Source organism: Serratia sp. MMO-28, assembly GCF_037199905.1.
In the GTDB taxonomy this organism is placed as follows: Bacteria; Pseudomonadota; Gammaproteobacteria; order Enterobacterales; family Enterobacteriaceae; genus Chania; species Chania oryzae.
Genome location: NZ_JBBCVB010000004.1, coordinates 1 through 25,774, shown reverse-complemented (window position 1 = coordinate 25,774; position 25,774 = coordinate 1). Strand labels below are relative to the sequence as shown.

The following is a 25,774-nucleotide window of genomic DNA, read 5'->3' as shown; positions in this document are numbered from 1 at the left end:
ACCGGTTAACCCCCGGTAAGCAACTGATGCTGCAGGGCGAAGTGCACTAACTCAACGGTTGTGCTGCACTGGAGCTTACCGAGGATATTGGCGCGGTGTACCTGCACTGTTTTGTGGCTCAAGGTTAACTGCTGAGCAATGGTTTTAACGCTCATGCCATTGACCAATAAATCGAAGATTTCTTTTTCCCGCGGCGTGAGCACCTGCAGTTCTTTCGGTGGTTGCGGCGTGTGGCGCAGGGCTCGCAGCGCATCGGCGCACAGATAGAACCCGCCATGGCTGACGGTGCGCACCGCCTGCACTAGCTCATGCGGCCCACATCGCTTGGTGAGATAGCCGCCAGCCCCGGCATCGATAGCGCTCTGCACAAAAGCATTGGTGTCATAAATGCTGAGGATAATGGCGCGGAACGTCGGGCGTTGCTGGCGCAAACGCTGTAACAGATTCAAGCCACTTTCGTTTGGCATGGCAATGTCCAGCACCGCCACGTCGATCGGATCGTGTAGCAGATGCGGCCACGCCTCGGCCGCCGAGTCGAACTGCCCGATAATGCGAATATCGCTCTCCAGCGACAATAATTGGACAAATCCGGAACGCACCACCACGTGGTCATCGATCAGAGCAACGTTAATCATAAGCCTGTAACAAATTATGTTGTTTGCCGCATCATGCGCAGGAAAAGGCCGGGGAGCAACCCCTGCGCTGCAAAATGGAAGAGAGTTAACAGTTCGGCTTTGAAATGTAATGGTGCGGAGAACTCACATTCTAATTAATTTTGCTTAGGTAGCATGCCGTCATATTCATCACACGGAGAAATAAAGTGCCTAAGCATTAGCCCCTGAGTTCACCGTAAGGTTACCCTTCACCGACTGACCGGTTCAGTGTGATGCAAACCAACGAACGGCGTCACCGCACTATTACAGATCAGGGCTGGCAGCGTCAGATGGCGAGCTGCCAGCAAAAGCTGAAAGCGAAACACCTTACACAGAGCATGTCCCGTAAAGGAAACTGTCTGAATAATGCGGTCGCGGAGGCATTCCAGCCACCTGATGCAAACTATCCAACCTTATAGGGTTAGTTCATTTTTCCCAGGTTTCTCTTTTGAGTAAACCTAAAAACAAAAATTCAGTAAGGCTGTTTTTCTGTCTCATTGGGGGTATTTTTGTCTCATCTCGGTGTTGCGTTTTCATCATCTAGAGTCTCACTTGACCATTACGTTGCGCATCTTATTGTTTTTCCCAAACAGTACCATTGAAAGTGAAGATATAAGTATTGCCTTTCGGTGCAGTAAGTTGACTAGCCATAGAAGTATTATTACTACTTATATAGGTAGTGTATGTAGCATTCTGAATGATAGTAATTTTATTCCCTGTCACTCCCCCTTTAGGCAGTGTAAGCAGATTTAACCAGTTACCGTCTGATAATGTAAATGTAACCTCATCATAACCACTTGGTATATTCCCACTTCCTAGAACATTCGGTGAGGTGGTTAATACATACGCTGCGAAGGTGGTGGCAATACTTTGACTTTTACCGTTAGTACTTGCGGTAACAGTGCTGGTACCCCGCTTGTTACTTTTCAACGTGGTGGTGGCGATACCGCTGACGTTGGTGGTGGCCGTACTAACAATCGTGGCACCATTATCGGCAGTGAATGTCACACTCTGATTTGGCACAGGGTTGTTATTAGCATCGGTGACGATCACCTGCACCGAGTTAGTGGCTGTGCCATTAGCCACGGCATTGTTGTTCACCACAGTGAGAGCATTGCTGGCAATGGTGGCGGTGGTTGTATCAGCTTTGAAAGCGGTGGCAACACTTTGGCTGTGGCCATTTGTCGTTGCTTTAACAGTACTGGTGACTGCCTTGGTATTTTTCAGTGTGGCGATGGCGATACCATTGATGTCGGTGGTGGCCGTACTAACAATCGTGGCACCATTATCGGCAGTGAATGTCACACTCTGATTTGGCACAGGGTTGTTATTGGCATCGGTGACGATCACCTGCACCGAGTTAGTGGCAGTACCATTCGCCACGGCGTTGTTGTTCACCACAGTGAGAGCATTGCTGGCAATCGTGGCGGTGCTGCTGTCGGCGGTAAAGCTGACGGTGGTGGTCTCGGTCTTGCCCCCCACGGTGGTGGAGACGGTGACGTCCCCGGCCTGGGTGGAGGTGACCGGCAGGGTGGCAACGCCGTCCTTGTCGGTCTTGACCTGGATCTCCTGTTGACTGCCATCGGGCTGGGTGACGGTAAAGGTGACGTTATAGTTCGGCACGGGGTTGCCGTTAGCATCGGTCACCGGCAGGGTGACGCCGTTGCTGGCTTGACCGTCGGCGACGGTATCACCACCGCCGTTGACCACCTGCATGGCGTTATCGGCCAGGGTGACGGTGTTGCTGTCGCCGACAAAGCTGACGGTGGTGGTCTCGGTCTTGCCCCCCACGGTGGTGGCGACGGTGACGTCCCCGGCCTGAGTGGAGGTGACCGGCAGGGTGGCGATGCCGTCCTTGTCGGTCTTGACCTGGAACTCCTGTTGACTGCCATCGGGCTGGGTGACGGTAAAGGTGACGTTATAGTTCGGCACGGGGTTGCCGTTAGCATCGGTCACCGGCAGGGTGACGCCGTTGCTGGCATTGCCGTCGGCGACGGTATCGCCCGTATTGCTTGCCTTGAGGGCGTTATCGGCCAGGGTGGCGGTGCTGCTGTCGGCAGTAAAGCTGACGGTAGTGGTCTCGGTCTTGCCACCGACGGTGGTGGAGACGGTGACGTCCCCGGCTTGAGTGGAGGTGACCGGCAGGGTGGCGATGCCGTCCTTGTCGGTCTTGACCTGGATCTCCTGCTGGCTGCCATCGGGCTGGGTGACGGTAAAGGTGACGTTATAGTTCGGCACGGGGTTGCCGTTAGCATCGGTCACCGGCAGGGTGACGCCGTTGCTGGCTTGACCGTCGGCGACGGTATCGCCCGTATTGCTTACCTTGAAGGCATTATCGGCCAGGGTGGCGGTGCTGCTGTCGGCGGTAAAGCTGACGGTGGTGGTCTCGGTCTTGCCCCCCACGGTGGTGGAGACGGTAACGTCCCCGGCCTGGGTGGAGGTGACCGGCAGGGTGGCGATGCCGTCCTTGTCGGTCTTGATCATCATCTCCTGCTGGCTGCCATCGGGCTGGGTGACGGTAAAGGTGACGTTATAGTTCGGCACGGGGTTGCCATGGGCATCGGTAACCGGCAACGTGACAGTATTGGCGGTGGTGCCATCGGCCACGGTAGTGCCCGTATTGGCCGTCTTCAGGGCGTTATCGGCAATCGTGGCGGTGTTGCTGTCAGCGACAAAACCGAGATACAGGGTATCGGTTTTATCAGCGACATTGACAGAGACATTAACGGTTCCAGCCTTGTCACTTGTGACCGGTAGGGAGGCGACACCGTTCTCATCGGTTTTTACTGCGGTGATGGTTTTATTGCCTGTTGTATCGATGACAGTAAAGGTGACGTAATAATTCGGCACGGGGTTGCCGTGGGCATCGGTGACTGGCAACGTGGCGGTATTGGCGGTGGTGCCATCGGCAAGGGTAGTGCCCGTATTGCTCGCCTTCAGGGCGTTATCAGCGATCGTCGCGGTGCTGCTGTCTGCCACGAAGCCAGCCTTGGCGGTCTCGGTCTTGCCACCGACGGTGGTGGAGATACTGACCTCCCCCGCTTGAGTGGAGGTGACCGGCAGGGTGGCAACGCCATCCTTGTCGGTCTTGACCTGAATATCCTGTTGACTGCCATCGGGCTGGGTGACGGTAAAGGTCACGTCATAGTTTGGCACGGGGTTTCCATGGGCATCGGTGACCGGCAGCGTGACGGTATTGGCGGTGGTGCCATCGGCGACGGTAGTGCCCGTATTACTCGTTTTCAGAGCGTTATCGGCGATCGTCGCGGTGCTGCTGTCGGCTACAAAGCTGACCGTGGCGGTCTCGGTCTTGCCACCCACGGTGGTGGCGACGGTAACGTCCCCGGCCTGGGTGGAGGTCACCGGCAGGATGGCGATGCCATCCTTGTCGGTCTTGACCTGGATCTCCTGTTGACTGCCATCGGGCTGGGTGACGGTAAAGGTGACGTTATAGTTCGGCACGGGGTTGCCGTTAGCATCGGCAACCGGCAGGGTAATGCTGTTGCTGGCTTGACCGTCAGCGACGGTATCACCGCCGTTGACGACCTGCATGGCGTTATCGGCAAGGGTCGCGGTGCTGCTGTCGGCCACAAAGCTGAGATCGGCCGTATTGGTCTTGCCCCCCACGGTGGTGGAGACGGTGGCGTCCCCGGCCTGGGTGGAGGTGACCGGCAGGGTGGCGACACCGTTGGCATCAGTCTTGATCACGATGTCTTGCTTGCTGCCATCGGGCCGGATGACGGTAAAGGTCACGTTATAGTCCGGCACGGGGTTGCCGTTGGCATCGGTCACCGGCAGCGTGAGGGTATTGGCGGTAGTGCCATTGGCGGCAGTAGTGCCCGTATTACTCACCTGCAGGGCGTTATCGGCGATCGTCGCGCTGTTGCTATCAGCGACAAAGCCGACTGTGGCGGTCTCAGTTTTCCCACCCACGGTGGTGGTGACGGTGACCTCACCAGCCCGGGTGGAGGTGACCGGCAGGGTGGCGATACCGTTGGTGTCAGTTTTGACCTGAATATCCTGCTGGCTGCCATCGGGCTGGGTGACGGTAAAGGTGACGTTAAAGTTTGGCACGGGGTTGCCGTTAGCATCTGTCACCGGCAGGGTCACGCTGTTACTGGCTTTACCGTCTGCGACGGTATCACCACCGCCGTTGACCACCTGCATGGCGTTATCGGCCAGGGTGGCGGTGCTGCTGTCGGCGGTAAAGCTGACGGTAGTGGTCTCGGTCTTGCCCCCCACGGAGGTGGAGACGGTGACGTCCCCGGCCTGAGTGGAGGTGACCGGCAGGGTGGCGATACCGTTGGCATCAGTCTTGATCACGATATCTTGCTGGCTGCCATCGGGCTGGATGACGGTAAAGGTGACGTTATAGCTCAGCACGGGGTTGCCATGGGCATCGGTCACCGGCAGCGTAACGGTATTGGTGGTGGTGCCATCGGCGACGGTCGTGCCCGTATTACTCACTTTCAGAGCATTATCGGCGATCGTCGCGGTGCTGCTGTCAGCCACAAAGCTGACCGCTGCGGTCTCGATTTTCCCACCGACGGTGGTGGCGACGGTAACGTCCCCGGCCTGGGTGGAGATGACCGGCAGGGTGGCAATGCCATCCTTGTCGGTCTTGATCACCATCTCCTGCTGGCTGCCATCGGGCTGGGTGACGGTAAAGGTGACGTCATAGTTCGGCACCGGGTTGCCGTTGGCATCGGTCACTGGCAGGGTCACGCTGTTACTGGCTTGACCGTCGGCGACAGTATCACCGCCGTTGAGCACCTGCATGGCGTTATCGGCAAGGGTGACCGTGTCGCTGTCGGCCACAAAGCTAATCTCGGCGGTGTTGGTCTTGCCACCGACGGTAGTGGAGACGGTGACCTTACCGGCTTCAGTGGACGTCACCAGTAGGGTGGCAATGCCGTTAGCATCAGTCTTGACCAGAATATCCTGCTGGCTGCCATCGGGCTGGGTGACGGTAAAAGTGACGCCATAGTCCGGTAGCGGGTTGCCATTCGCATCGGTCACCGGCAGGGTCACGCTGTTACTGGCTTTACCGTCGGCGACGGTATCACCACCGCCATTGACCACCTGCATGGCGTTATCGGTAATCGTGGCAGTGCTGCTGTCAGCCACAAAGCTGAGGTCGGCCGTATTGGTCTTGCCACCCACGGTGGCAGATACGGTGACCTTACCGGCTTCAGTGGACGTCACTGGTAGGGTGGCGATGCCATTTTGAACGGTCTTGACTGTGAAAGTCTGTGTTTTTCCCTCACTGTTCGTTACCTTAAAAATAACCTCATAACCCGCTAATGGGTTGCTATAGCTGTCGGTGACCGTAAGGAGAACGTTATTCGTTGCTTTTCCGTCGGCTAAAGTCGCGCCATTATTGCTTACAAGCATTGAGTTATCGATCAAAGTGGCTGTATTGCTGTTAGCCACAAAGCTGATATCAGCCGTTTCGGTCTTGCCGCCGAGGGTAGCTGATACCGTGGTGTTCCCTGCGACTGTTGAACTAACAGGCAACGTTGCAATTCCCTTGTTATCAGTGCTGACGGTGAAGGTCTGGGGTTTACCTTTACTATCGGTCACGGTAAAGATGACATCATAGTTGGGGACTGGGTTGCCATTGGTATCGGTGATCGGCAGGGTCACGCTGTTGCTGGCCTTACCGTCGGCGACAGTACTACCACTATTGGCTACCTGCATGGTATTGCTGATGAGGGTGGCTGTGCTGCTGTCGGCCACAAAGCCAAGCGTGGCGGTCTCAGTTTCCCCTCCTACGGTGGTGGAGACGGTGACCTCCCCGGCCTGGGTGGACGTCACCGGCAGGGTGGCGAGGCCGGTGGCATTGGTCTTGACCAGAATATCCTGTTTGCTGCCGTCCGGATGGGTGACGGTAAAGGTGACGTCATAATATGGCAACGGGTTGCCATTCGCATCGGTCACCGGCAGGGTCACGCTGTTGCTGGCTTGACCGTCTGCGACGGTATCACCGCCATTGACCACCTGCATGGCGTTATCGGCAATCGTTGCGGTACTGCTGTCGGCCACAAAGCCAACGGTGGTGCTCTCGGTTTTTCCACCGACGGAGGTGGAGATGGTCACCTCTCCCGCATGAGTGGAGGTGACCGGCAGGGTGGCGACACCGCTGGCATCGGTCTTGATCACGATATCCTGTTTGCTGCCGTCGGGGTGGGTGACGGTAAAGGTGACATCATAATCCGGCAACGGGTTGCCATTCGCATCGGTCACCGGCAGAGTCACGCTGTTACTGGCTTGACCGTCGGCGGCGGTATTACCGCCAATGCTCACCTGCATGGCGTTGTCGGCCATTGTCGCAGTGCTGCTGTCGGCGACAAAGCCAACCGTGGCGGTCTCGGTTTTCCCACCGACGGAGGTGGAGACGGTGACGTCCCCGGCCTGGGTGGAGGTCACCGACAGGGTGGCAACGCCATTAGCATCAGTCCTGATCACGATATCCTGCTGGCTGCCATCAGGCTGGGTGACGGTAACGGTGACGTCATAGTTTGGTAGCGGGTTGCCGTGAGCATCGGTGACCGGCAGGGTAATGCTGTTACTAGTGCTGCCATTGGCGAGAGTATTGCCCGTATTGGCCGCTTTCAAGGCATTATCGGCAAGGGTAGCGGTACTGCTGTCGGCCACAAAGCTGAGATCGGCTGTGCTGGTCTTGCCACCCACAGTGGTGGAGACGGTGACCTCCCCAGCCTGAGTGGAGGTGACCGGCAGGGTGGCCACGCCGTTAGCATCAGTCTTGACCAAGATATCTTGTTTGCTGCCATCGGGCTGGGTGACGGTAAAGGTGACGTTATAGTTCGGCAGTGGGTTGCCATTGGGATCGCTGATCGGCAGGGTCACGCTGTTGCTGGTTTTACCGTCGGCGACGGTAGTGCCTGTATTAGCTGCTTTCAAGGCGTTATCGTCAATGGTGGCGGCGTTTTTGTCGGCCACAAAGCTGATATCGGCGGTGTTGGCCTTGCCACCCACGGCAGTAGAGACGGTAACCACTCCGGCCTGGGTGGAGGTCACTGGCAGGGTGGCGATGCCATTGGCATCGGTCTTGACCAGGATATCTTGTTTGCTGCCATCGGGCTGGGTGACGGTAAAGGTGACGTTATAGTTCGGCACTGGGTTGCCGTGGGCATCGGTCACCGGCAGGGTAACTCTGCTGCTGGCGTTGCCATTGGCGAGCCTATTGCCGATATTGGCCACTTTCAAAGCATTGTCAGCAATCGTGGCGGTGCTGCTGTCGGCGACAAAATTGACCGTAACTGTTTCGGTTTTCCCGCCAACGGTAGTGGAGACGGTGGTCTCCCCCGCCTGATTACTGGTGATTGGCAGGGTGGCGACGCCGTCCTTGTCGGTCTTGACCACGATATTCTGCTTGCTGCCATCGGGCTGGGTAACGGTAAAGGTGACGTCATAGTCTGGTAGCGGGGTGCCGTTAGCATCGCTAACCGGCAGGGTAAGGGGGTTGCTGGCGTTGCCATTGGCGAGAGTATCGCCCGTATTAGTCACTTTCAAGGCATTGTCGGCAATGCTGGCATTGGCTGTGTTTGCGACAAGGTTGACTTGAGCACGAGCATTAGGCAGGAGTGTATCATTCAGTTTTGCCGTAATGTTGATAATGCCCGGTTGACTGCCTGCGGTCAGGGTAGCGAGGTAAGTGCCCGGTTTTTCTGTCGCCTCGCTCAGGTTACCCAAAGTCTGTGTCTGCTCCACTTGTTTACCCTTCCGGGTTGCCATCGGTGCGGCGTCTTGCGGCTGGAAATCGGCGAGCAACTGAATGCTCTCTGCCATCCCGCTGATAGGCTGTTGATTGGCATCGTTCAGCGTCAACGCAACGGTTGTGGTCGCTTGGCGGTCGGCAGGTAAGGTGTCTTGGCTGGATTGCAACACCGCATTCAGCCCGTTAACCCCATAGCCGGTGACGATGATTTGGCTGTGGGCCTCTTGGGAGCGGTTACCTGCTTTATCATAAACAACCAGGCTGATGGGATACGTGTTGTTACCATTGAAAGAATAAGAGGGTAATGTGACCTGCCAATTATCACCGCTGCCAGTAATCTTGCCGTTGGCGGTGGTCAGGAGACTGTCATTCCACTCATAGCGGCTTACACCATTTTTACTGGACGTTTTCACCTGCAATGAGAACGTCTGCCCTGCCTCGCCTTGCAGCGATGGTGCCAGGGAAACGCTGAGCTGAGATTGTTCCTGATACTGCAAAACTATTTCATTATTACGCTCAACCAAATCATAGTGGCTACCCGCAAGGCTGCGTTTTGCTGCAACATCTGACGCATGGATCTGTTTGGCGAATGGGACACCCAAGGCATAGTTAAAGGCGATATTGAAAGTGGTATTTCCTACATTGTCGTTCCCCTGCTTGCGGTCAACGCCTAAGGTGACCAGAGGGACAGGCGTGTAATTAACGCCGACGGTAACAGCAGAAGGATTGGATTGCAGCTTGTCTTTGCCGAAAAGCCCGACATTGTCACCGTAATATTTTTCATACATTAATTTGCCCCCTAGCTGGGGCAGTGAAGGAAGATAACCTTCTGAACGGATATCAAATCCATTGGCCGCTTTTTCATCATATCCGGCCAGATGGTGTGAATCTTTCCACCCTCCCATCGCCAAGTAGCTGTTTGCTGAAAGCCGCAGGTTATCGCGCATGTATTCCAAACCCAACCCGCTACGGTTATGGTGAGCCTGAATATCCCGATCAAGAAACAGGTTGTAGCCGAACATCTGGTCATGGAGAAAATGGCGTTTCCCTAGGCCAAGGTTGACGGTGAGATCGCCATCATCCTGATTCATATGGAGCCCAAGCTGAGTAAAAAGCAGCGCGCTGGGGGTGTCTTCGAGCGCAAAAAGGGTATCTACATGGCTGCCCTTCAGACTTGACTTTTCATCAAGCTGCAATTGGACGCGTGACGTGCCGAAGTGGTTGAGCCAATCTTGCACGGCTTCGTTGCCTTTGCTGGTCGCTATGCCCCGAGCAACAGATTCTGCCGATTGTGTGGCATCCTTACTGGCTAATATGCTGGCAAGACGCGTTGCGGCGGTGGCTGCCTCCTGTTCGCTTTGTGAAACGGCAGTACGTTTTTTATCAGATGTCTGTGCCATAACGGTCGGTGTGAAGGCTATCCCCATCGGGAACAACGCTTGAGTAATGATATTCGTCCAGGCCAATGAGACGGCTATCTTTGATTTTCTAAACTGTGTTTTTTTGGCTGTTAATTTTGATGTTCTCAGATACTTTTTTTTAAGTTTTAAGCTTGACAGACGACGTTTTTTCATCTTATTCATCTCACATTTTGTCAAATGAGCGACATAAGCGGTCATGCTTATCAAATTCGTTCCATAGGTAGACAGCTTGTGGTCTATAGAAAAATTTAAAAAATATGTGACTAGCGTTTCTTCAGAAAAGTGAAATAAAGGATGTCATCAGCGCTGCATTAAGAGGCTTATAACTCAGTGTAGATAAGTATTGCTGATGTGTAATGGCAAAATGCGAGCTTAGATAAGAAGTGCAACGTTTGACCATGATGTTGACGACTGCCGGTGTCATTGCACTGGTTGTTGGTCAGTTTGGAACGATGTGTTTTAATAATTCCAACTATTTGATAAAAAATATAAAGTGACAAAACAGTATGCCGAAATAAAATGTGCTGTGGCGTTAGCAAGTGAAAACGACATTCATCGCTATAGCGCTAATAAGACACACTTTATTGAGCATCATCTCCGATTGGCAGTCATCGAACTGGAACGATAGATAGCAAAAGTTTCCCAACTGAATGTGATGGTTAACTGCTTTAAATTCTGACCTGCTTGATAGAGAAAGATACCTCGTTGTTTGTAATGTATTTATTGTGATAGGCAGCTTTCACTTTGGATCGTTAGTTCTTAAGGCCATGGACTTAATTTAGCCTTTGCAATAGCTTCAGACATGAGGTTAGCTGTTATCTGCACTGGTCGGCCTTGTGTGACGGGCAAAGATTTCGTACTGCCGATAAGCGGCAAGTGTTCGCAGTATTTGGCCGTTAACACGCGGGCCAGCAGACCCGGCCCGGCGATACCCCGATCGATGGGGCGTGATGGCGCAGGCGCTTCAACGATGCAGTCGCATCGGGTGCAGGCCTTTTTCACCCTGACCGTGCGGATCACTTTCAGAGCGCTGGAGACCAGTTCCAGTTGTTCCGCGCTGACTTCACTGAGGTAGGCCATATCACTACCGCAACCAGGACAGCAGGTTTCGACTGGCTCCAGCCTGTTTATTTCGCGGGGAAGATGTTCCGGGAGAGGACGGCGGTGGCGGGACTGGCGAAGCTGGCGCGGAACCTGCGGATCGTTATCCCGACCGTTGTAACGATCGCTTTGCTGCTCCTGCTGTTTCAGCAGGGCTTCTGCGTCTTCAACCTGTCGGCGCAGCTTTTCTGAACGGGTAGCCACCAAGAATTCTGGTAGACCAGAGTTGGAAGTGGGTTCCTATTTACTTGAAGAAGATCGACAGGCAGAGAGCCACGACCGAAAAATCCCAGACCCTGTTCGTGTCACTGTTCTTGAGAGGGATCACCATGCCTGCAGACACTGTCACTGGTCCCATGCGCGGAAAACTGCTAATGACCCACGAACATTTCTCGAGAATGTCTAACTAGCCTACTGCATAAATAAGCAGAATGGGGGTGGTTAAAGCAGCGACTTAATGCCCCCATTACCGGACGATTTCAAACATCAAGTCGGGATATGTAACACCGCGGGCGCATTCCAGGATTGAACGGGGGGAGTGTGAGTTGCTGAAGCACCGCTTAAAAGCAAAATGCCCGCTTAAGTTTGCTTAAGCGGGCATCTCTAATTTGGCTCCTCTGACTGGACTCGAACCAGTGACATACGGATTAACAGTCCGCCGTTCTACCGACTGAACTACAGAGGAATCGTGTGAACGAGCAGAATCATAACGGGGGGGCCGAGGGAAGTCAAAGGCGTATTACACATTCTGCGACCGTTTGCTTACAGAATACGCAACGTGTTGAGGTTTTAGCAGATTTAGCCGATCGCCGCACGTTTTGCACGCCGCCAATCTGGGGCGCTGGCGTTATCGGTAGGCATTTTGCCTGCCGTCAGCCGCTGCCGGCAGAACGGTAAATTCGCTGTGGGCGGCCGACCTTGCCATAAATGATCTCGGCAACCAGGCGGTTATTGGCGGCGAAAAACTCCAGGTAGCGCCGTGCGGTGGTGCGGCTCAGGCCAATTTGCTGCGCCACGCTTTCTGCCGTATGGCGGATCTCGGGGTCTTCGAACAGCGCGCGTATCTTGATCAGCGTTAACTCATCAATACCGGCGGGCAGGGCGGCTTGTTCACCGCCGCGCGCATAAGTGTTGAACATCTCGTCAATGCGCCGCTGGTTAACCCGGGCTTTATCCTTCAGCGCCTGACGCCGTTGACTGTAGCGTTGCAGGGTCTGCGCCAGCCGATCATAGGCTAAGGGTTTGATCAGATAATCGAACACGCCGTAACGCAGAGCTTCGGCGACGGTGTCCATATCGCTGGCCGCGGTGATGAAAACAATCCCACCGCCATAGCCGCTGAGCGTCAGTTCGTGCAGCAGCTCGATACCCTGGCCGTCGGGCAGGAAGTTGTCCAATAGGATCAGGTCGGGCTTGAAACGCTCCGTCATCATGCGTGCCTGTGCAAGCGTGCCTGCCAGCCAAATCTGCCGGCAGCCGCCATTCTGTTTGATAAATTCCGCATGCATTTCTGCCAGCGGCGTTTCATCTTCAACAATCAGGATATTAAGCCATTCCATTTTATCCCCCGCTACGGATTATTATACGAATTAACTGTAATCCAGATGAGTATTTAATTAAACCCTGCGGGTTAATAAACACGATAAAAATAATTAAGTAAATAAAAACCATTAAATAACTTATTAACTGAATGGAGAGTGTGAAATAGGTCAATAATCAGGGCCATCTTTCTGTTTAGCATAATGCCATTAAATACGCGCCTGTTGATATTTTAAATTTAACTTTATGTTTTATAAGGTTTTGAATTTTTCGCTTGATGTTAAGTAAATGGGTTTCTTGTATTTTAATTGTTATTAATAAGTTGTCTTAGAGAGACTGATATGTTGGGCGATACCATATTTAATCGAGTAAAAAGATCAGATCACAAAAATATCTCGGCAATTAACGCTTTCTTACGAAGTAACGATCTGAATATTGATGCGACAGTCGAGGTTTTTATTACTGTGACGCAAGGTGATAAATTAGTTGCCTGCGGCGGTATCGCTGGAAATATTATCAAGTGCGTTGCTATCAGCTCGCAGATGCGCGGTGAAGGTCTGGCACTGTCGCTGGCCACTGAGCTGGTAAACCTGGCCTATGAACGCCATCACACTCAGCTGTTTATTTATACCAAAGTGCAGAATGAGCCACTGTTTCGCCAATGTGGTTTTTATCCCATCGCTAACGTGCCGGGGATTGTGGTGCTGATGGAAAACAGCCCTTGCCGCCTGAAGCGTTACGCTACACAACTTGCCAGCCAGCGCCGCCCTGGGAAAAAGATTGGCAGCATTGTGATGAATGCCAACCCGTTCACCCGTGGGCATCAGTATCTGGTGCAACAGGCGGCTGCCCAATGCGATTGGCTGCACCTGTTTCTGGTGAAGGAAGATACCTCGCGTTTCCCCTATCAGGATCGTCGTGAACTGGTGCTGCAAGGCACTGCGGGCGTTGCCAATCTGACGGTACATGAAGGCTCTCAATACATTATCTCCCGTGCCACTTTCCCTTGTTACTTCATTAAAGATCAGGGAATTGCCGACGACTGTTACACCGAAATCGATCTGAAGATTTTCCGTCAATATCTGGCACCTGCGCTAGGGATTACTCAACGATTTGTCGGTAATGAACCCTTTTGTGAAGTGACCGCAAAATATAACCGCGACATGCGTTATTGGCTGGAAACGCCAGCGTTGCCAAGCCCGCCTATCGAACTGGTGGAGATCGAGCGCTTGCAGCACCAGGGCACGGCGATTTCAGCCTCTTGGGTGCGCAAACTGCTGATCGCCGGAGAGCTCGCCGCCATCAAGCCCTTGGTGCCAGAAGCCACGGAGCGTTATCTGCAGCGCCTGTTGGCGCAACGTCGGGTGAAGGCAGCCCGGCAAGAATTTGAGTCCGCACAATCAGGTGAATGATGAAAATAGTCCGAGAAGCAATGGCTGGCACGCTGGAGTCCAGTGATGTCATGGTGCGCATCGCACCCGCAGAAGGGCCGGAACACGATTTGCTGATCGCCAGCAGCGTGGAAAAACAGTTCGGCGCAGCCATCCGCAGCACCTTGTTACAGGTGCTGGAGCACTATGGCGTGCCGCCGGTGCAGGTGATTGTCGACGATAAAGGGGCGCTGGATTGCGTACTGCGCGCCCGGCTGGAAACCGCGCTGATGCGTGCCAGTGAAGGCGCCGTGCTGCCGTGGGAGGAACGCCGTGAAAACGTTAAATAAACATCGCCTGCGCCGCAGCATGCTGTTTGTACCCGGTGCCAATGCGGCAATGGTCAGCAATGCCTTTATCTATCAGGCCGATGCCTTGATGTTCGATTTGGAGGACTCGGTGATCCTGCGTGAAAAAGACGCGGCGCGCCGCCTGGTCTACCACGCGTTGCAGCACCCGCTGTATCAGGAAGTGGAAACCATCGTGCGGGTTAACGCGCTGGATTCGGCTTATGGCCTGGCGGATTTGCAGGCGGTGGTACGCGGCGGGGCGGATATCGTCCGCTTGCCGAAAACCGATAGCGCGCAGGACGTAGTGGATATGGATCGGGAAATTACCGCGATTGAACATGCCTGTGGCCGCCCGGTGGGCAGCACTGGCCTGTTGGCGGCGATCGAGTCTGCGCAAGGCATCACCAACGCGGTGGCGATCGCTCAGGCTTCGCCGCGCCTGATCGGCATCGCATTGGGAGCGGAAGACTATGTGCGCAACCTGCGCACCGAACGCTCGCCGCAAGGGATCGAACTGCTGTTTGCCCGCTGCTCATTGCTGCAGGCCGCCCGCGCTGCCGGTATTCAGGCGTTCGATACCGTCTATTCCGATGCCAATAACGAAGCGGGTTTCTTAGCGGAAGCGGCATTGATCAAACAGCTCGGCTTTGATGGCAAATCGCTCATCAACCCGCGCCAGATCGAGCTGCTGCACAACCTGTATGCGCCTACCGCCAAAGAAGTGGCACATGCCCAACGGGTGGTCGAGGCCGCGCAAGCGGCAGAAAAAGAGGGGCGCGGTGTGGTATCGCTGAACGGCAAGATGGTCGACGGCCCGGTGATTGAGCGGGCGCGTCTGGTATTACAACGCGTAGCGCTTTCCGGCCTGCGCGAAGAACCGCACCAGAGCGAGGAAGCATGATGAAACGTCAACAACGCCTGATGACCTTGAATAATCATGCCGACCTGCGGTTTTACCAGGAAGCCTCGAAGGCCAATCAACTGGCGCGCAAACCGCGCGATATCAAACGCTGTGATTCGCTACAGGAGGCGATCCGTCGCAGCGGCTTGCAGGACGGCATGACTATCTCTTTCCACCACGCGTTCCGCGGTGGCGATCTGGCGCTGAACCAGGTGATGGATGCCTTGGCGGCGATGGGGTTCCGTAGCCTGACGCTGGCCTCCAGTTCGTTGACCGACTGCCACGCACCGCTGGTGGAGCATATCCGCCACGGGGTGGTGAACCGCATTTATACCTCCGGCCTGCGCGGGCCCTTGGCCGATGCCATCTCGCGCGGCCTGTTGAAACAGCCGGTGCAGATTCATTCGCACGGTGGCCGAGTGAATCTGATTGAGTCGGGTGAGTTGCAGATCGACGTCGCCTTCCTTGGCGTGCCTGCCTGCGATGAGTTCGGTAATGCTAACGGCTTTAGCGGCGAGGCCTGCTGCGGTTCCCTCGGCTATGCCAAGGTTGATGCGGCAACGGCGCGCAATGTGGTGCTGCTGACCGAGGCGATCGTGCCTTATCCGCACCATCCGGCCAGCCTGGCACAGGATCAGGTGGATCTGATCGTACAACTGGAACGGGTAGGGGATGCCGACAAGATCGGTGCCGATGCTACGCGCATGACCTCCAATCCGCGCGAACTGCTGATTGCCCGCCGTGCGGCGGAGGTGATCGTCGGTTCTGGTTACTTTGTTGACGGTTTCTCGCTGCAAACCGGCACCGGCGGTGCTTCGCTGGCGGTGACGCGTTTTCTGGAAGACAAAATGCGCGCTCGCGGCGTGCGCGCAGGGTTTGCGCTTGGCGGGATCACCTCCACCATGGTGGATCTGCATGAAAAAGGGCTGATCGGCAAACTGCTGGATGTGCAGAGCTTTGATCGTGCGGCGGCGATGTCGCTGGCACGTAACACAAATCATATTGAAATCAGTGCTAATCAATATGCCAATTTCAGCTCCAAAGGAGCGTCGGTCGATCGCCTGGATGTGGTGGTGCTGAGTGCATTGGAGGTTGATAGCGGTTTTAACATCAACGTGCTGACCGGTTCAGACGGTGTGATCCGTGGTGCTTCCGGTGGCCACTGCGATACCGCTGCCGCTGCCCGGTTGGCGATCATTGTGGCTCCTCTGGTGCGCGGGCGCATCCCGACGCTGGTGGAGCAGGTCACCACCTGTGTTACCCCTGGATCCAGTATCGATATTCTGGTTACCGATCACGGTATTGCCGTCAATCCGGCGCGCCCTGAGTTGGCGCAGCGGCTGCGCGAGGCCGGATTGGAGGTGGTCAGCATTCAGTGGCTGCGTGAACGTGCGCGCTTACTGACCGGCGAACCGCAGCCGATCGCCTTTACAGACAACGTTGTGGCCGTAGTGCGCTATCGCGACGGCTCGGTGATTGACGTCGTGCATCAGGTCGCGGAGTAACGCTATGTCGAGCATCGCCCCCGAATTGGCCGCCAGCCGCGCCGTCAGTTTGCCGGAACTGCTTTCCAGCCGTGAATGCCGGCAGGCACGGCAACAGGCGTGGCTGGCGCGCCATCACTCCACACTTTTAGTGTTTACCTTGGTGGCTCCGGGTGCAGTGAAAGACAGCCCGTTGACGCGGCGTATTTTCAACCTGGGTTGGCAGGCGTTGCGGCAACTGTCTCATCAGCAGGGCTGGCTATGTCTGCAAGCCGAGGCATTGGCGCTGCCCACCGGTTGTGAAGGTTATCTGGCACTGCAGGCCGATGCCCAAACGGTGAAAGAAGCGGCAGTGCAGTTGGAGGTTCAGCAACCGATCGGCCGCTTGTGGGATATCGATGTACTGGCTCCGCAAGGGCATATTTTGTCGCGGCGCGACATCGGCCAGCCCGAGCGCCGTTGCCTGCTGTGTGCCCAGCCCGCCAAACTCTGCGCCCGCCAGCGCAGCCACAGCACTGAACAACTGCTGGATGAAATGGAAAGGAGGCTGAATGCTGCGCTCTTATCCTAAGGCACGCGTAGTGAGCGCGGCACCAACGGCGGTTCAATGGTTTGCCCGCAATGCCTATCGTGCGCTGCTGATGGAGGTCAATCTCACTCCCAAACCGGGGTTGGTCGATCGCCACAATAACGGGGCACACCGCGACATGAATCTGGGGCACTTTTATCGCAGCGCACGGGCGATAGGCGTCTGGCTGCCGCGCTTCATCCAGCAGGGCATAGCCGACGCAGGGTTGCCTGCGCGGCAGCAGCTGGCCCGTCTGCGCCCGCTCGGCATGGCCTGTGAGCAGCAGATGTTCCGTGCAACCGGCGGTGTTAACACCCATAAAGGCAGCGTGTTTTCTCTGGGATTGCTGTGTGCCGCCTTTGGCCGCTTGCACCAGCAACAACGGCAAATCACGCCAGAAAGCCTGTGTGGCGAAGTGGCCGCCATCTGTTGTGGGCTGGTTGCGCGTGAACTGCAGCAGCACAACAGGCAGCAAACCGCCGGGCAGCGGCTATTTAGCGAACTCGGTCTGCTTGGCGCGCGCGGTGAGGCCGAGTCGGGTTTTCAAACGGTAGCGCAGGGCGCTTTACCGCTGTTTCGCCAAAGGATCGGCTGCGGTTGCAGTGAACAGATCGCACTGATGGACAGCCTGCTCTGGCTGATGGCGCACAACGGCGACACCAACGTTGCCTCACGGGGCGGCATCGCCGGGCTGCGCTGGTTACAACACTATTCCCGTCAATTATTGAATCTCGGTGGCGCAGGTGCCCCACAGGGCGTTGCCCGTTTGCGGCAGTTTGATGCCGCTTGCATTGCCCGCAACCTCAGCCCTGGCGGCAGCGCCGATCTGTTGATTGTCACCTGGCTGTTGGCGCAGTTGCCGCAAGCCGATGCTTAAAAAAATAACAATACCTTCAGGAGAAGTGTCCATGTCCGAAACGCAAGAGAAAATATGGAAAGCCATCGTGCCCTTAGCGGTGCTTGCCATTCTGCTATTGATCCCCACCCCGGACGGCATGCCGCCACAGGCTTGGCGCTATTTCGCCATCTTTGTGGCGATGATTGTCGGGATGATCCTGGAGCCGATCCCCGCGACGGCGATCAGCTTTATTGCCATGACCGTGAGCGTTCTTAGCTCCAACTGGGTGCTGTTTGGTGCCCAGGAACTGGCCGATCCGACCTTCAAGGCAGGGAAAGAGGCGCTGAAATGGGGGCTGGCGGGTTTCTCCAGCACCACCGTCTGGCTGGTATTTGGCGCCTTTATTTTTGCCTTAGGTTACGAGGCTACCGGGTTGGGGCGGCGCATCGCGTTGTTTCTGGTGAAGTTTATGGGTAAACGTACCCTGACGCTGGGTTATGCGGTGGTGATCATCGACATCCTGCTGGCTCCCTTTACCCCGTCAAACACCGCGCGTACCGGTGGCACGGTATTCCCGGTGGTGAAAAACCTGCCGCCGCTGTTTGATTCATTCCCGAACGATCCCTCCTCGCGCCGTATTGGTGGGTATCTGATGTGGATGATGGTGGTGGGGACCAGTATCAGCTCCTCCATGTTCGTCACTGGTGCTGCGCCAAACGTGCTGGGGATTGAGTTTGTCAGCAAAATTGCCGGGGTGAACATCAGTTGGATGCAATGGTTCCTGGCCTTCCTGCCGGTCGGCCTGTTGCTGCTGATTATCGCGCCGCTGATCTCCTACTACCTCTACAAGCCGGGCATTACCCACAGCAGCGAAGTGGCGAACTGGGCGAATACGGCACTGGGGGAAATGGGCAAGCTGAGCCGTAAGGAATATACCCTGATTGGCCTGGTGCTGCTGAGTCTTAGCCTGTGGGTATTTGCAGACAAAATACTGGATGCCACTGCGGTGTGTTTGCTGGCGGTCTCGCTGATGCTGGCGCTGCACGTGGTGAGCTGGAAAGATATCACCAAGTATTCCAGCGCCTGGAACACGCTGGTCAACCTGGCCACATTGGTGGTGATGGCCAGCGGCCTGACCCGCTCCGGGTTTATCGACTGGTTTGCCACTACCATGAGCACCCATTTGGATGGCTTCTCACCGAAAATGACGGTGGTTGCGCTGGTGCTGGTGTTCTACTTTGCCCACTATCTGTTTGCCAGCCTGTCGGCGCATACTGCCACCATGCTGCCGGTGATCCTGGCCGTGGGTAAAGGCCTGCCGGGCGTGCCGATGGAGCATCTTTCCATCCTGCTGGTGTTGTCGATCGGCATCATGGGCGTGCTGACCCCTTATGCTACCGGGCCTGGGGTGATCATCTATGGCTGCGGCTATGTCAAATCCAAAGACTATTGGCGTTTGGGGGGGATCCTGGGTGTGGTATACATTTCAGCGCTGCTGTTGATCGGCTGGCCGATCCTTAGCCTGTGGTATTAAACCAACCAGCGGCCATCGTCAGGTGGCCGCCGTTGGAGTCCCTCCCCGTGACACTCCTCACATACTTTCATTCCTAACCCCGCCATCATAGCTCATTGAGCGTTAACCTATTAAAAATAATCATTTTTCAGGAGCCTCTGCGGATGAAAAAATCTACGTTGTTATTGTGCTTACCCCTGCTGTGTAGCGGAATTGCGATCGCTGAAACCCAGGATTACCAACTGCAACAGGTGTTGGTGATGAGCCGCCATAACCTGCGGGCACCCTTGGCGAATAACGGTAGCGTATTGGCGCAATCAACGCCGAAGGCCTGGCCACAGTGGGATACTCCGGGCGGATTGCTGACCACCAAAGGTGGCGTGCTGGAAGTGTACATGGGGCATTACTTCAATGCCTGGCTGAAGCAGAATGGGGTGTTGCCGCAAGAAGGCTGCCCGGCCGACGGCAGTGTATATGTCTATGCCAACAGCCTGCAGCGCACCGTGGCGACCGCCCAGTTTTTTACCAGCGGTGCGTTTCCCGGTTGTGATATCAGCGTGCACCATCAGGACAAAATGGGGGAAATGGATCCAACGTTTAACCCGATCATCACCGATAAGAGCGAGGCGTTTAACCAGCAGGCGTTGAGCGCGATGAATGCCGAGCTGGCTTCACTTAAGCTGGATGCTTCCTACCAGCAACTGGCGCAGATTATTGATTACAAAGATTCTGCAGCCTGTAAGACTGACAAGCAGTGCGATCTGACCACCGAACCGAACAAAATGAGCGCAGTGCCGGGAAAAGAACCCGGTGTTTCCGGCCCATTGAAGGTGGGTAACTCGCTGGTGGATGCCTTTATGCTGCAATATTACGAAGGCTTCCCGATGAAAGAGGTGGCTTGGGGCAAGATCGTTACGCCGCACCAATGGCAGCAACTGGCCAAGCTGAAAGATGGTTACCAGGATTCGCTTTTTACCTCGACGATAGTCGCGCAGAACGTGGCGAAACCGTTGCTGACCTACATTAATTCGGCGTTGATCAGCGAACGCAAAGCGGATTCACCAAAGCTTACCGTGCTGGTGGGGCATGATTCCAACATTGCTTCTTTGCTTTCTGCCATGCAATTCAAGCCTTATCAATTGCCACACCAATACGAGAAAACGCCGATTGGCGGCAAACTGGTGTTTCAACGCTGGCACGACGCCAAGGGTAATCGCGATCTGCTGAAGATTGAATACGTTTATCAGTCGACCGAACAGCTACGCACCGCACAACCGCTGACGCTGCAAAACCCGCCGCAGCGTGTCACTTTAGCGCTGGAAGGCTGCCCGGTGGATCAGCAAGGGTTCTGTGCCTGGAGCGATTTTGAAAAAGCCATGAAGGGGATACTGTAACCCCGGTTTCCTCTCCCTTTGCGGGGAGAGGAAACTATTGGTACCAGCGCAACGTAAGGTTAAACTGCGCTATCTGTACCCTTACCGCGGACGACACGTGCTCTCTTCTTTTATCACCCACGTTGAATTTTTAACTATCGCCGATTACTCAGGGCCGATCGCCCGCTGCCGTTTTTCTGTTGCTGCCTATTGCGATGATATGTTCCCGTTGGCCGGGTTTGACTTTCCTGAACATTTAAACGCCGCCGTGGCAAAGCGCCGGGCAGAATATCTGGCCGGGCGCTATTTGGCGCGCCATGCGCTGGCAAAACTAGGGTACCGCGACTTTACGCTGCGGCGCGGCGAGGATCGTGCCCCGCTGTGGCCACAGGGTATTGCCGGGGCGATCAGCCACAATGTGGATACGGCACTGTGCGCTGCCCACCATGAAAACGGCCTGGGCGGCGTTGGCATCGACGTGGAAACACAGATGCCTGCCAAACGAGCCGAAGAGCTCTGGAGCGGGATCGTCAGCGTGCAGGAACACGAATGGTTACGCCAACAGCCACAAGCCTTCGAGCAACTGCTGACGCTGGTGTTTTCCGCCAAAGAAAGTTTGTTCAAGGCGCTCTATCCGCAGGTGCGCTGCTATTTTGATTTTCTTGATGCGCGTTTCACCCAACTGGATATGCAGCAGCAGACTTTTGAACTGGAGCTGCTGAAAACACTGACGCCACAATGTCATGCTGGCCGCCGGTTTTCTGGGCATTTTTTACTGCAAGGTGACAACGTAACCACATTGATTCATTGCTAAATCATTAATCGAGCTAAGGGTGAGCGGCTGGACAAATGGCGCTGAGCGGTTAAAATTATGACTGTGTATTTATACAGGCTTTAATGATGACGCTCGATTTGTTTGAAGAGGCTTTACCGCCCCCCTGGTGTGAAGAAATTGCGCCAGGGGCAGTAGTGCTGCATGGCTTTGTGCGCGATCATGGCCCGGAATTGCTGGCTGCGGTCAATGCTGTTGTGGCGCAGGTGCCATGGCGGCATTTGACGACGCCGGGCGGTTTTACCATGTCGGTGGCGATGAGTTGGTGTGGCAACGGTTGGACCAGCGACAGCCAGGGGTACCGCTATTCTGCGCGCGATCCCGGTAGCGGCAAGCGCTGGCCGGTTATCCCGGATATCCTGATGGCGCTGGCCGCCGAGGCTGCGCAACGGGCGGGATTTGGTCATTTTGTGCCGGATGCCTGCCTGATCAACCGTTACGATCCGGGCAGCAAGCTCTCGCTGCATCAGGATAAGGACGAGCATGATTTCAGTGCACCGATCGTTTCGGTATCACTGGGGCTACCGGCCATTTTTCAGTTCGGTGGTTTGCAGCGCAGTGACAGAACGCAGCGCATTCCATTAGCGCACGGTGATGTGGTGGTCTGGGGCGGCCCATCGCGCCTGTGTTTCCACGGTGTTATGCCGGTGAAAGAGGGTTTTCATTCGCTGGTGGGCTCCCACCGCATCAATATCACTCTGCGTAAGGCGCGATAACGGCGGTGTTTTAGCAACACCGCACCGGTGGCTTAACTGAAAAGAATAGGCTGTTTGATAGCTACCAAAAACAGATCAATAACCTGCCAATGAGCTTAACTGCGGGTCATAGCGCCAGGTCTCCCAGTTTCGATACCCGGTTACCCTGAAATGAAAAACGCCACGGACTTCGCAAGAAATCCATGGCGTTAAATTTGGCTCCTCTGACTGGACTCGAACCAGTGACATACGGATTAACAGTCCGCCGTTCTACCGACTGAACTACAGAGGAATCGTGTGAACGGGGCGAATGATAGCGATGCCCATAGGCCTTGTAAAGCATGAAAATGCATAAATATTTCGTTTGCTGATGTAATGAGCAAATCGTTTTGTTTTATAGCAGGTTAGACTCATGCTGTGCCCTGATTTTGTTCATGCAAACCTGTAGAGATCTGTCGTTTATACATAAGGTGGAGTATCGCTGGAGTAATGGGCCGCAGGGCATAAAGAAAATTACCTTGGGAAGGTTGGGAGCCTTGCGTTAGATTATTTCAGGTTTTTATCTAGGATTAATCTATATATTTTTGGTGTTTATCGTTAATGAAATGAAATAAGCCAAATATAATCAACTTGTTGATGGAGTTGGCTCTCATATGATCGCAGATAACATCCAGAGACTCCTTGGTTAAGTCGAGCGTAGTCATATGGAATGCTTGTTTTTTCTAGAATAAATCACTATTGATGCAATTAATGGTGAAGTAAATAGCTGCCAGAAAATTTGCTCTGGCTGTTGTCTTAAGGGCAATCTGTTGACAGCATTCAGGAATGATTGAAGCAGTTTGCTTTGGTTTTTTAATATCCATTTCCTGTCAAGAGAAAGTGCCGCTTTTTATACGTCATTTCAGAGGGTAACTCCCTCCGGATAGTTGCTGGATATCAAAAATATCAGTATTATTTCGCTCTTCTAACCGTTGTATGCTGTTAAACCGATGTTTGGACGATTTTTGTTGTCATGCCGGGTAATCATTGGTGGCATCGGCAGGGATTGGATGATTCATCCATTGGGTCAATGAGCTGTAACACACAGAGCAGAAATACGACCCATACTGAGCGATAAGCATTCCGAGTAGCATGTCAGGGAATGTATCCAAAAGCGTGATCGCCGCCCAATGTCTTCACCATCATCGGTGCTGAAAATTTATAGCATATTCATCTGGTCACATCCGGTAGTGTCTGCTTCGGCATACAAATAACGGAATTTTTGAAAGGAATTTTTGATGATAAGCAGCCAAAAGAGCCTCTGTTTCGGTGTGTTGTTGTGCAGTGGTCTGTTGCTGGCAGGATGCCAGAATAATCAGGCAAAAAAAACGATGCCGCAGAACCAACCACAGAGCAAACCGCTGACGACTAACGTCCAGGCTCCCCCACGGCAGATTAGTGTGTCACCGCCGCCAGCACCGCCTGAAGCCAAAACAAACAAGATTAGCTTGTGCCAAAGTGAACTGGTTTCACTGAAACAGGTGAGCCCAAGAACCTACGCAGTCAAGAAAGCCCAGTTTGATCGCTTGGTGAGCAATGCCTCCGTTTATAGCGCAGTGCGGGGTGATGTGAACGCGGCAACTAAAGATACCCTTGATGCCTTGTATAAATTTAAGACTAACCAGCTTTGTGCCGATATTGAACACGACGTCCTGCAGGCCTTGATCCAACGAGGAGAAAGCGTGAAATGATAAAGCGCAGGATCTATTGCAGTGCCTTACTCACTCTGGCGTTACCGCTGGGGGTAGTGCAGGCAGAGGAAGCAGGCGCTTCTGAGGCCAATACGCTGAGCTCACTGGATACTATTACACGCCAGGTAGATGAAGCACCGGCACTGCTGTTTCTGACGCCTTCGCAGATTGAGAAAGCAGAACCTGCGAGAACGAGAGATAAAGATACCAGTAAGCCTAATGTGTTGACAAAACCGTCAAGTGACAACGCTAATGGGCGCATTCGTGAAATGAAGGCGCTGCAGGCGACCATCAACCAGTTAAAAGCCAAAGTCAGTGGGCAGGAAGCTGCCCTTGAGCATTTGCGCCATGCGCAGTCTCAGCAACAGGCGTCTGCGGCAGAACTCGCCCAACTCAAGCAGGCGATAAAGCAGAGCCAACAGGAAAATACCCAGTTACAGCAGCAACTCGCGGCGCAAACCAAAGATAGTGAACAAAAAACGCAGCAAATAAAGCAACTGCAGCAAAATCAGCAGACGATTGCTAAGTTGCAGGAACAGTTGGCTTTACAAATTAAAGAGAATGAACAAAAAAGCCAACAGGTTAAACAGCTGCAACAGGGCCAACAGTCGCTGACCAAATTGCAGGAGCAATTGCTGGCACAAACCAAAGATAGCGAGCAGAAGGCACAACAGTTAAAACAGCTGCAGCAAACGTTGCAAGAAAAACAGCAGGCGAGTGTCAAGCTGCAGGAACAACTGACGGCGCAAAATAAAGATAACGAGCAGAAAACTCAGCAGGTGAAGCAACTGCAGCAGAACCAGCAGGCGCTAGCCAAATTGCAAGAGCAACTGACGGCGCAATCCAAAGACAGCGAGCAAAAAACGCAACAGTTGAAGCAGTTGCAGCAAACATTGTTGGAAAAACAGCAGGCCAGTACGAAACTGCAAGAGCAGTTGGCTACGCAAACCAAAGATAACGAGCAGAAAACTCAGCAGGTGAAGCAACTGCAGCAGAATCAGCAATCGCTGGCCAAGTTGCAAGAACAGCTTACGATGCAATCCAAAGACAGCGAGCAGAAAACGCTGCAGATCAAACAATTGCAACAGACACTGCAGGAAAGTCAACAAGCTAATAGCAAGCTGCAGGAAACCCTGGTCGCGAAAGCCAAAGAGAGTGAGCAGAAAAATCAGCAGGCGTTGGCTAAGTTGCAAGAGCAACTCACCGCGCAAGCTAAAGATAATGAGCTGAAAGCCCAGCAGGTGAAACAACTGCAACAGGGACAACAGGCTCTGATCAAGCTGCAGGAACAGTTTGCTGCACAAACCAAAGATAGCGAACTGAAGGCACAGCAACTGAAGCAGTTGCAGCAAACTCTGCAGGAAAATCAACAGGCCAGTGCCAAGTTGCAAGAGCAACTCGTGGCGCAGACCAAGGATAATGAGCAGAAAAGCCAGCAGGTGAAGCAACTGCAACGGGGGCAACAGGAAGTGGCCAAGCTGCAAGAGCAGCTTGCGGCGCAGACCAAAGATAGCGAGCAGAAAGCGCAACAGTTGAAACAGCTGCAGCAAACCGTGCAGGAAAATCAACAGGCCAGTGCCAAGTTGCAAGAGCAACTCGTGGCGCAGACCAAGGATAATGAGCAGAAAAGCCAGCAGGTGAAGCAACTGCAACGGGGGCAACAGG

The 25,774-nt window shown here is 54.4% G+C and carries 15 protein-coding genes, 2 tRNA genes and 2 pseudogenes; 13 read left to right on the top strand and 6 right to left on the bottom strand.

The genetic code is table 11. From position 1 onward, the window contains the following. Positions 1 to 5: 5 nt before the first annotated feature. A complete protein-coding gene (locus WG891_RS04535; RefSeq protein ID WP_337261690.1) occupies positions 6 to 635 on the bottom strand; it encodes a response regulator transcription factor in 630 nt (209 codons plus the stop codon). A gap of 284 nt (positions 636 to 919) precedes the next feature. On the opposite strand from WG891_RS04535, the pseudogene WG891_RS04530 reads away from it, so the two are divergent. Further along, positions 920 to 1,039: pseudogene (locus WG891_RS04530) on the top strand (IS3 family transposase); the annotation flags it as partial. Between the two features lie 187 nt (positions 1,040 to 1,226). Here WG891_RS04530 and WG891_RS04525 read toward each other — a convergent pair. From WG891_RS04525 to dpiA, 4 genes and pseudogenes are all read right to left on the bottom strand, one after another. After that, positions 1,227 to 9,860, bottom strand: a complete 8,634-nt coding sequence (locus WG891_RS04525; protein ID WP_337261689.1) for an Ig-like domain-containing protein — start codon at positions 9,858 to 9,860, stop codon at positions 1,227 to 1,229. Positions 9,861 to 10,656: 796 nt separating this feature from the next. Continuing rightward, a pseudogene (locus WG891_RS04520) lies at positions 10,657 to 11,123 on the bottom strand (IS66 family transposase zinc-finger binding domain-containing protein); the annotation flags it as partial. Positions 11,124 to 11,525: 402 nt separating this feature from the next. After that, positions 11,526 to 11,601, bottom strand: a tRNA-Asn gene (locus WG891_RS04515). Between the two features lie 187 nt (positions 11,602 to 11,788). Continuing rightward, positions 11,789 to 12,475 carry a two-component response regulator DpiA gene (gene dpiA / locus WG891_RS04510; RefSeq protein WP_337261688.1) on the bottom strand — a complete coding sequence of 229 codons (687 nt, stop codon included), beginning with the start codon at positions 12,473 to 12,475 and terminating at the stop codon, positions 11,789 to 11,791. Between the two features lie 321 nt (positions 12,476 to 12,796). On the opposite strand from dpiA, the gene citC reads away from it, so the two are divergent. The 10 genes from citC to alkB all read left to right on the top strand — a co-directional run bounded on the left by citC (position 12,797) and on the right by alkB (position 22,400). After that, on the top strand, positions 12,797 to 13,867 hold the full coding sequence (citC, locus tag WG891_RS04505; RefSeq protein WP_337261687.1) for a [citrate (pro-3S)-lyase] ligase: 1,071 nt from the start codon (positions 12,797 to 12,799) through the stop codon (positions 13,865 to 13,867). Next, positions 13,867 to 14,175 carry a citrate lyase acyl carrier protein gene (citD, locus tag WG891_RS04500; protein ID WP_337261686.1) on the top strand — a complete coding sequence of 103 codons (309 nt, stop codon included), beginning with the start codon at positions 13,867 to 13,869 and terminating at the stop codon, positions 14,173 to 14,175. The genes citC and citD overlap by 1 nt, the downstream gene beginning before the upstream one ends. Then, complete coding sequence (gene citE, locus WG891_RS04495) at positions 14,159 to 15,076, top strand: citrate (pro-3S)-lyase subunit beta (RefSeq protein WP_337261685.1); 918 nt, start codon at positions 14,159 to 14,161, stop codon at positions 15,074 to 15,076. The genes citD and citE overlap by 17 nt, the downstream gene beginning before the upstream one ends. Beyond that, positions 15,076 to 16,581, top strand: a complete 1,506-nt coding sequence (citF, locus tag WG891_RS04490) for a citrate lyase subunit alpha (RefSeq protein ID WP_337261684.1) — start codon at positions 15,076 to 15,078, stop codon at positions 16,579 to 16,581. Before citE ends, citF begins: the two co-directional genes overlap by 1 nt. A gap of 4 nt (positions 16,582 to 16,585) precedes the next feature. Further along, the gene (gene citX / locus WG891_RS04485; protein ID WP_337261683.1) at positions 16,586 to 17,131 is read left to right on the top strand and encodes a citrate lyase holo-[acyl-carrier protein] synthase; all 546 of its coding nucleotides are present in this window, start codon (positions 16,586 to 16,588) and stop codon (positions 17,129 to 17,131) included. After that, entirely contained in the window at positions 17,112 to 18,005 is an 894-nt protein-coding gene (gene citG / locus WG891_RS04480; RefSeq protein WP_337261682.1) for a triphosphoribosyl-dephospho-CoA synthase CitG, read from the top strand. The genes citX and citG overlap by 20 nt, the downstream gene beginning before the upstream one ends. 31 nt (positions 18,006 to 18,036) lie before the next feature. After that, positions 18,037 to 19,500 carry an anion permease gene (locus tag WG891_RS04475; RefSeq protein ID WP_337261681.1) on the top strand — a complete coding sequence of 488 codons (1,464 nt, stop codon included), beginning with the start codon at positions 18,037 to 18,039 and terminating at the stop codon, positions 19,498 to 19,500. Between the two features lie 143 nt (positions 19,501 to 19,643). Then, the gene (agp, locus tag WG891_RS04470; protein WP_337261680.1) at positions 19,644 to 20,873 is read left to right on the top strand and encodes a bifunctional glucose-1-phosphatase/inositol phosphatase; all 1,230 of its coding nucleotides are present in this window, start codon (positions 19,644 to 19,646) and stop codon (positions 20,871 to 20,873) included. Positions 20,874 to 20,970: 97 nt separating this feature from the next. Beyond that, positions 20,971 to 21,666 carry a 4'-phosphopantetheinyl transferase family protein gene (locus WG891_RS04465; RefSeq protein ID WP_337261829.1) on the top strand — a complete coding sequence of 232 codons (696 nt, stop codon included), beginning with the start codon at positions 20,971 to 20,973 and terminating at the stop codon, positions 21,664 to 21,666. Positions 21,667 to 21,752: 86 nt separating this feature from the next. Then, the gene (gene alkB, locus WG891_RS04460) at positions 21,753 to 22,400 is read left to right on the top strand and encodes a DNA oxidative demethylase AlkB (protein WP_337261828.1); all 648 of its coding nucleotides are present in this window, start codon (positions 21,753 to 21,755) and stop codon (positions 22,398 to 22,400) included. Positions 22,401 to 22,595: 195 nt separating this feature from the next. Here alkB and WG891_RS04455 read toward each other — a convergent pair. After that, a tRNA-Asn gene (locus WG891_RS04455) sits at positions 22,596 to 22,671 on the bottom strand. Between the two features lie 985 nt (positions 22,672 to 23,656). On the opposite strand from WG891_RS04455, the gene WG891_RS04450 reads away from it, so the two are divergent. Continuing rightward, positions 23,657 to 24,109 (top strand): hypothetical protein, encoded by a 453-nt coding sequence (locus tag WG891_RS04450; RefSeq protein ID WP_337261679.1) that lies wholly within the window; start codon positions 23,657 to 23,659, stop codon positions 24,107 to 24,109. Continuing rightward, positions 24,106 to 25,774: hypothetical protein (locus WG891_RS04445; protein WP_337265195.1), on the top strand; the 1,669-nt coding region annotated here is incomplete at its 3' end. The genes WG891_RS04450 and WG891_RS04445, both read left to right, overlap by 4 nt.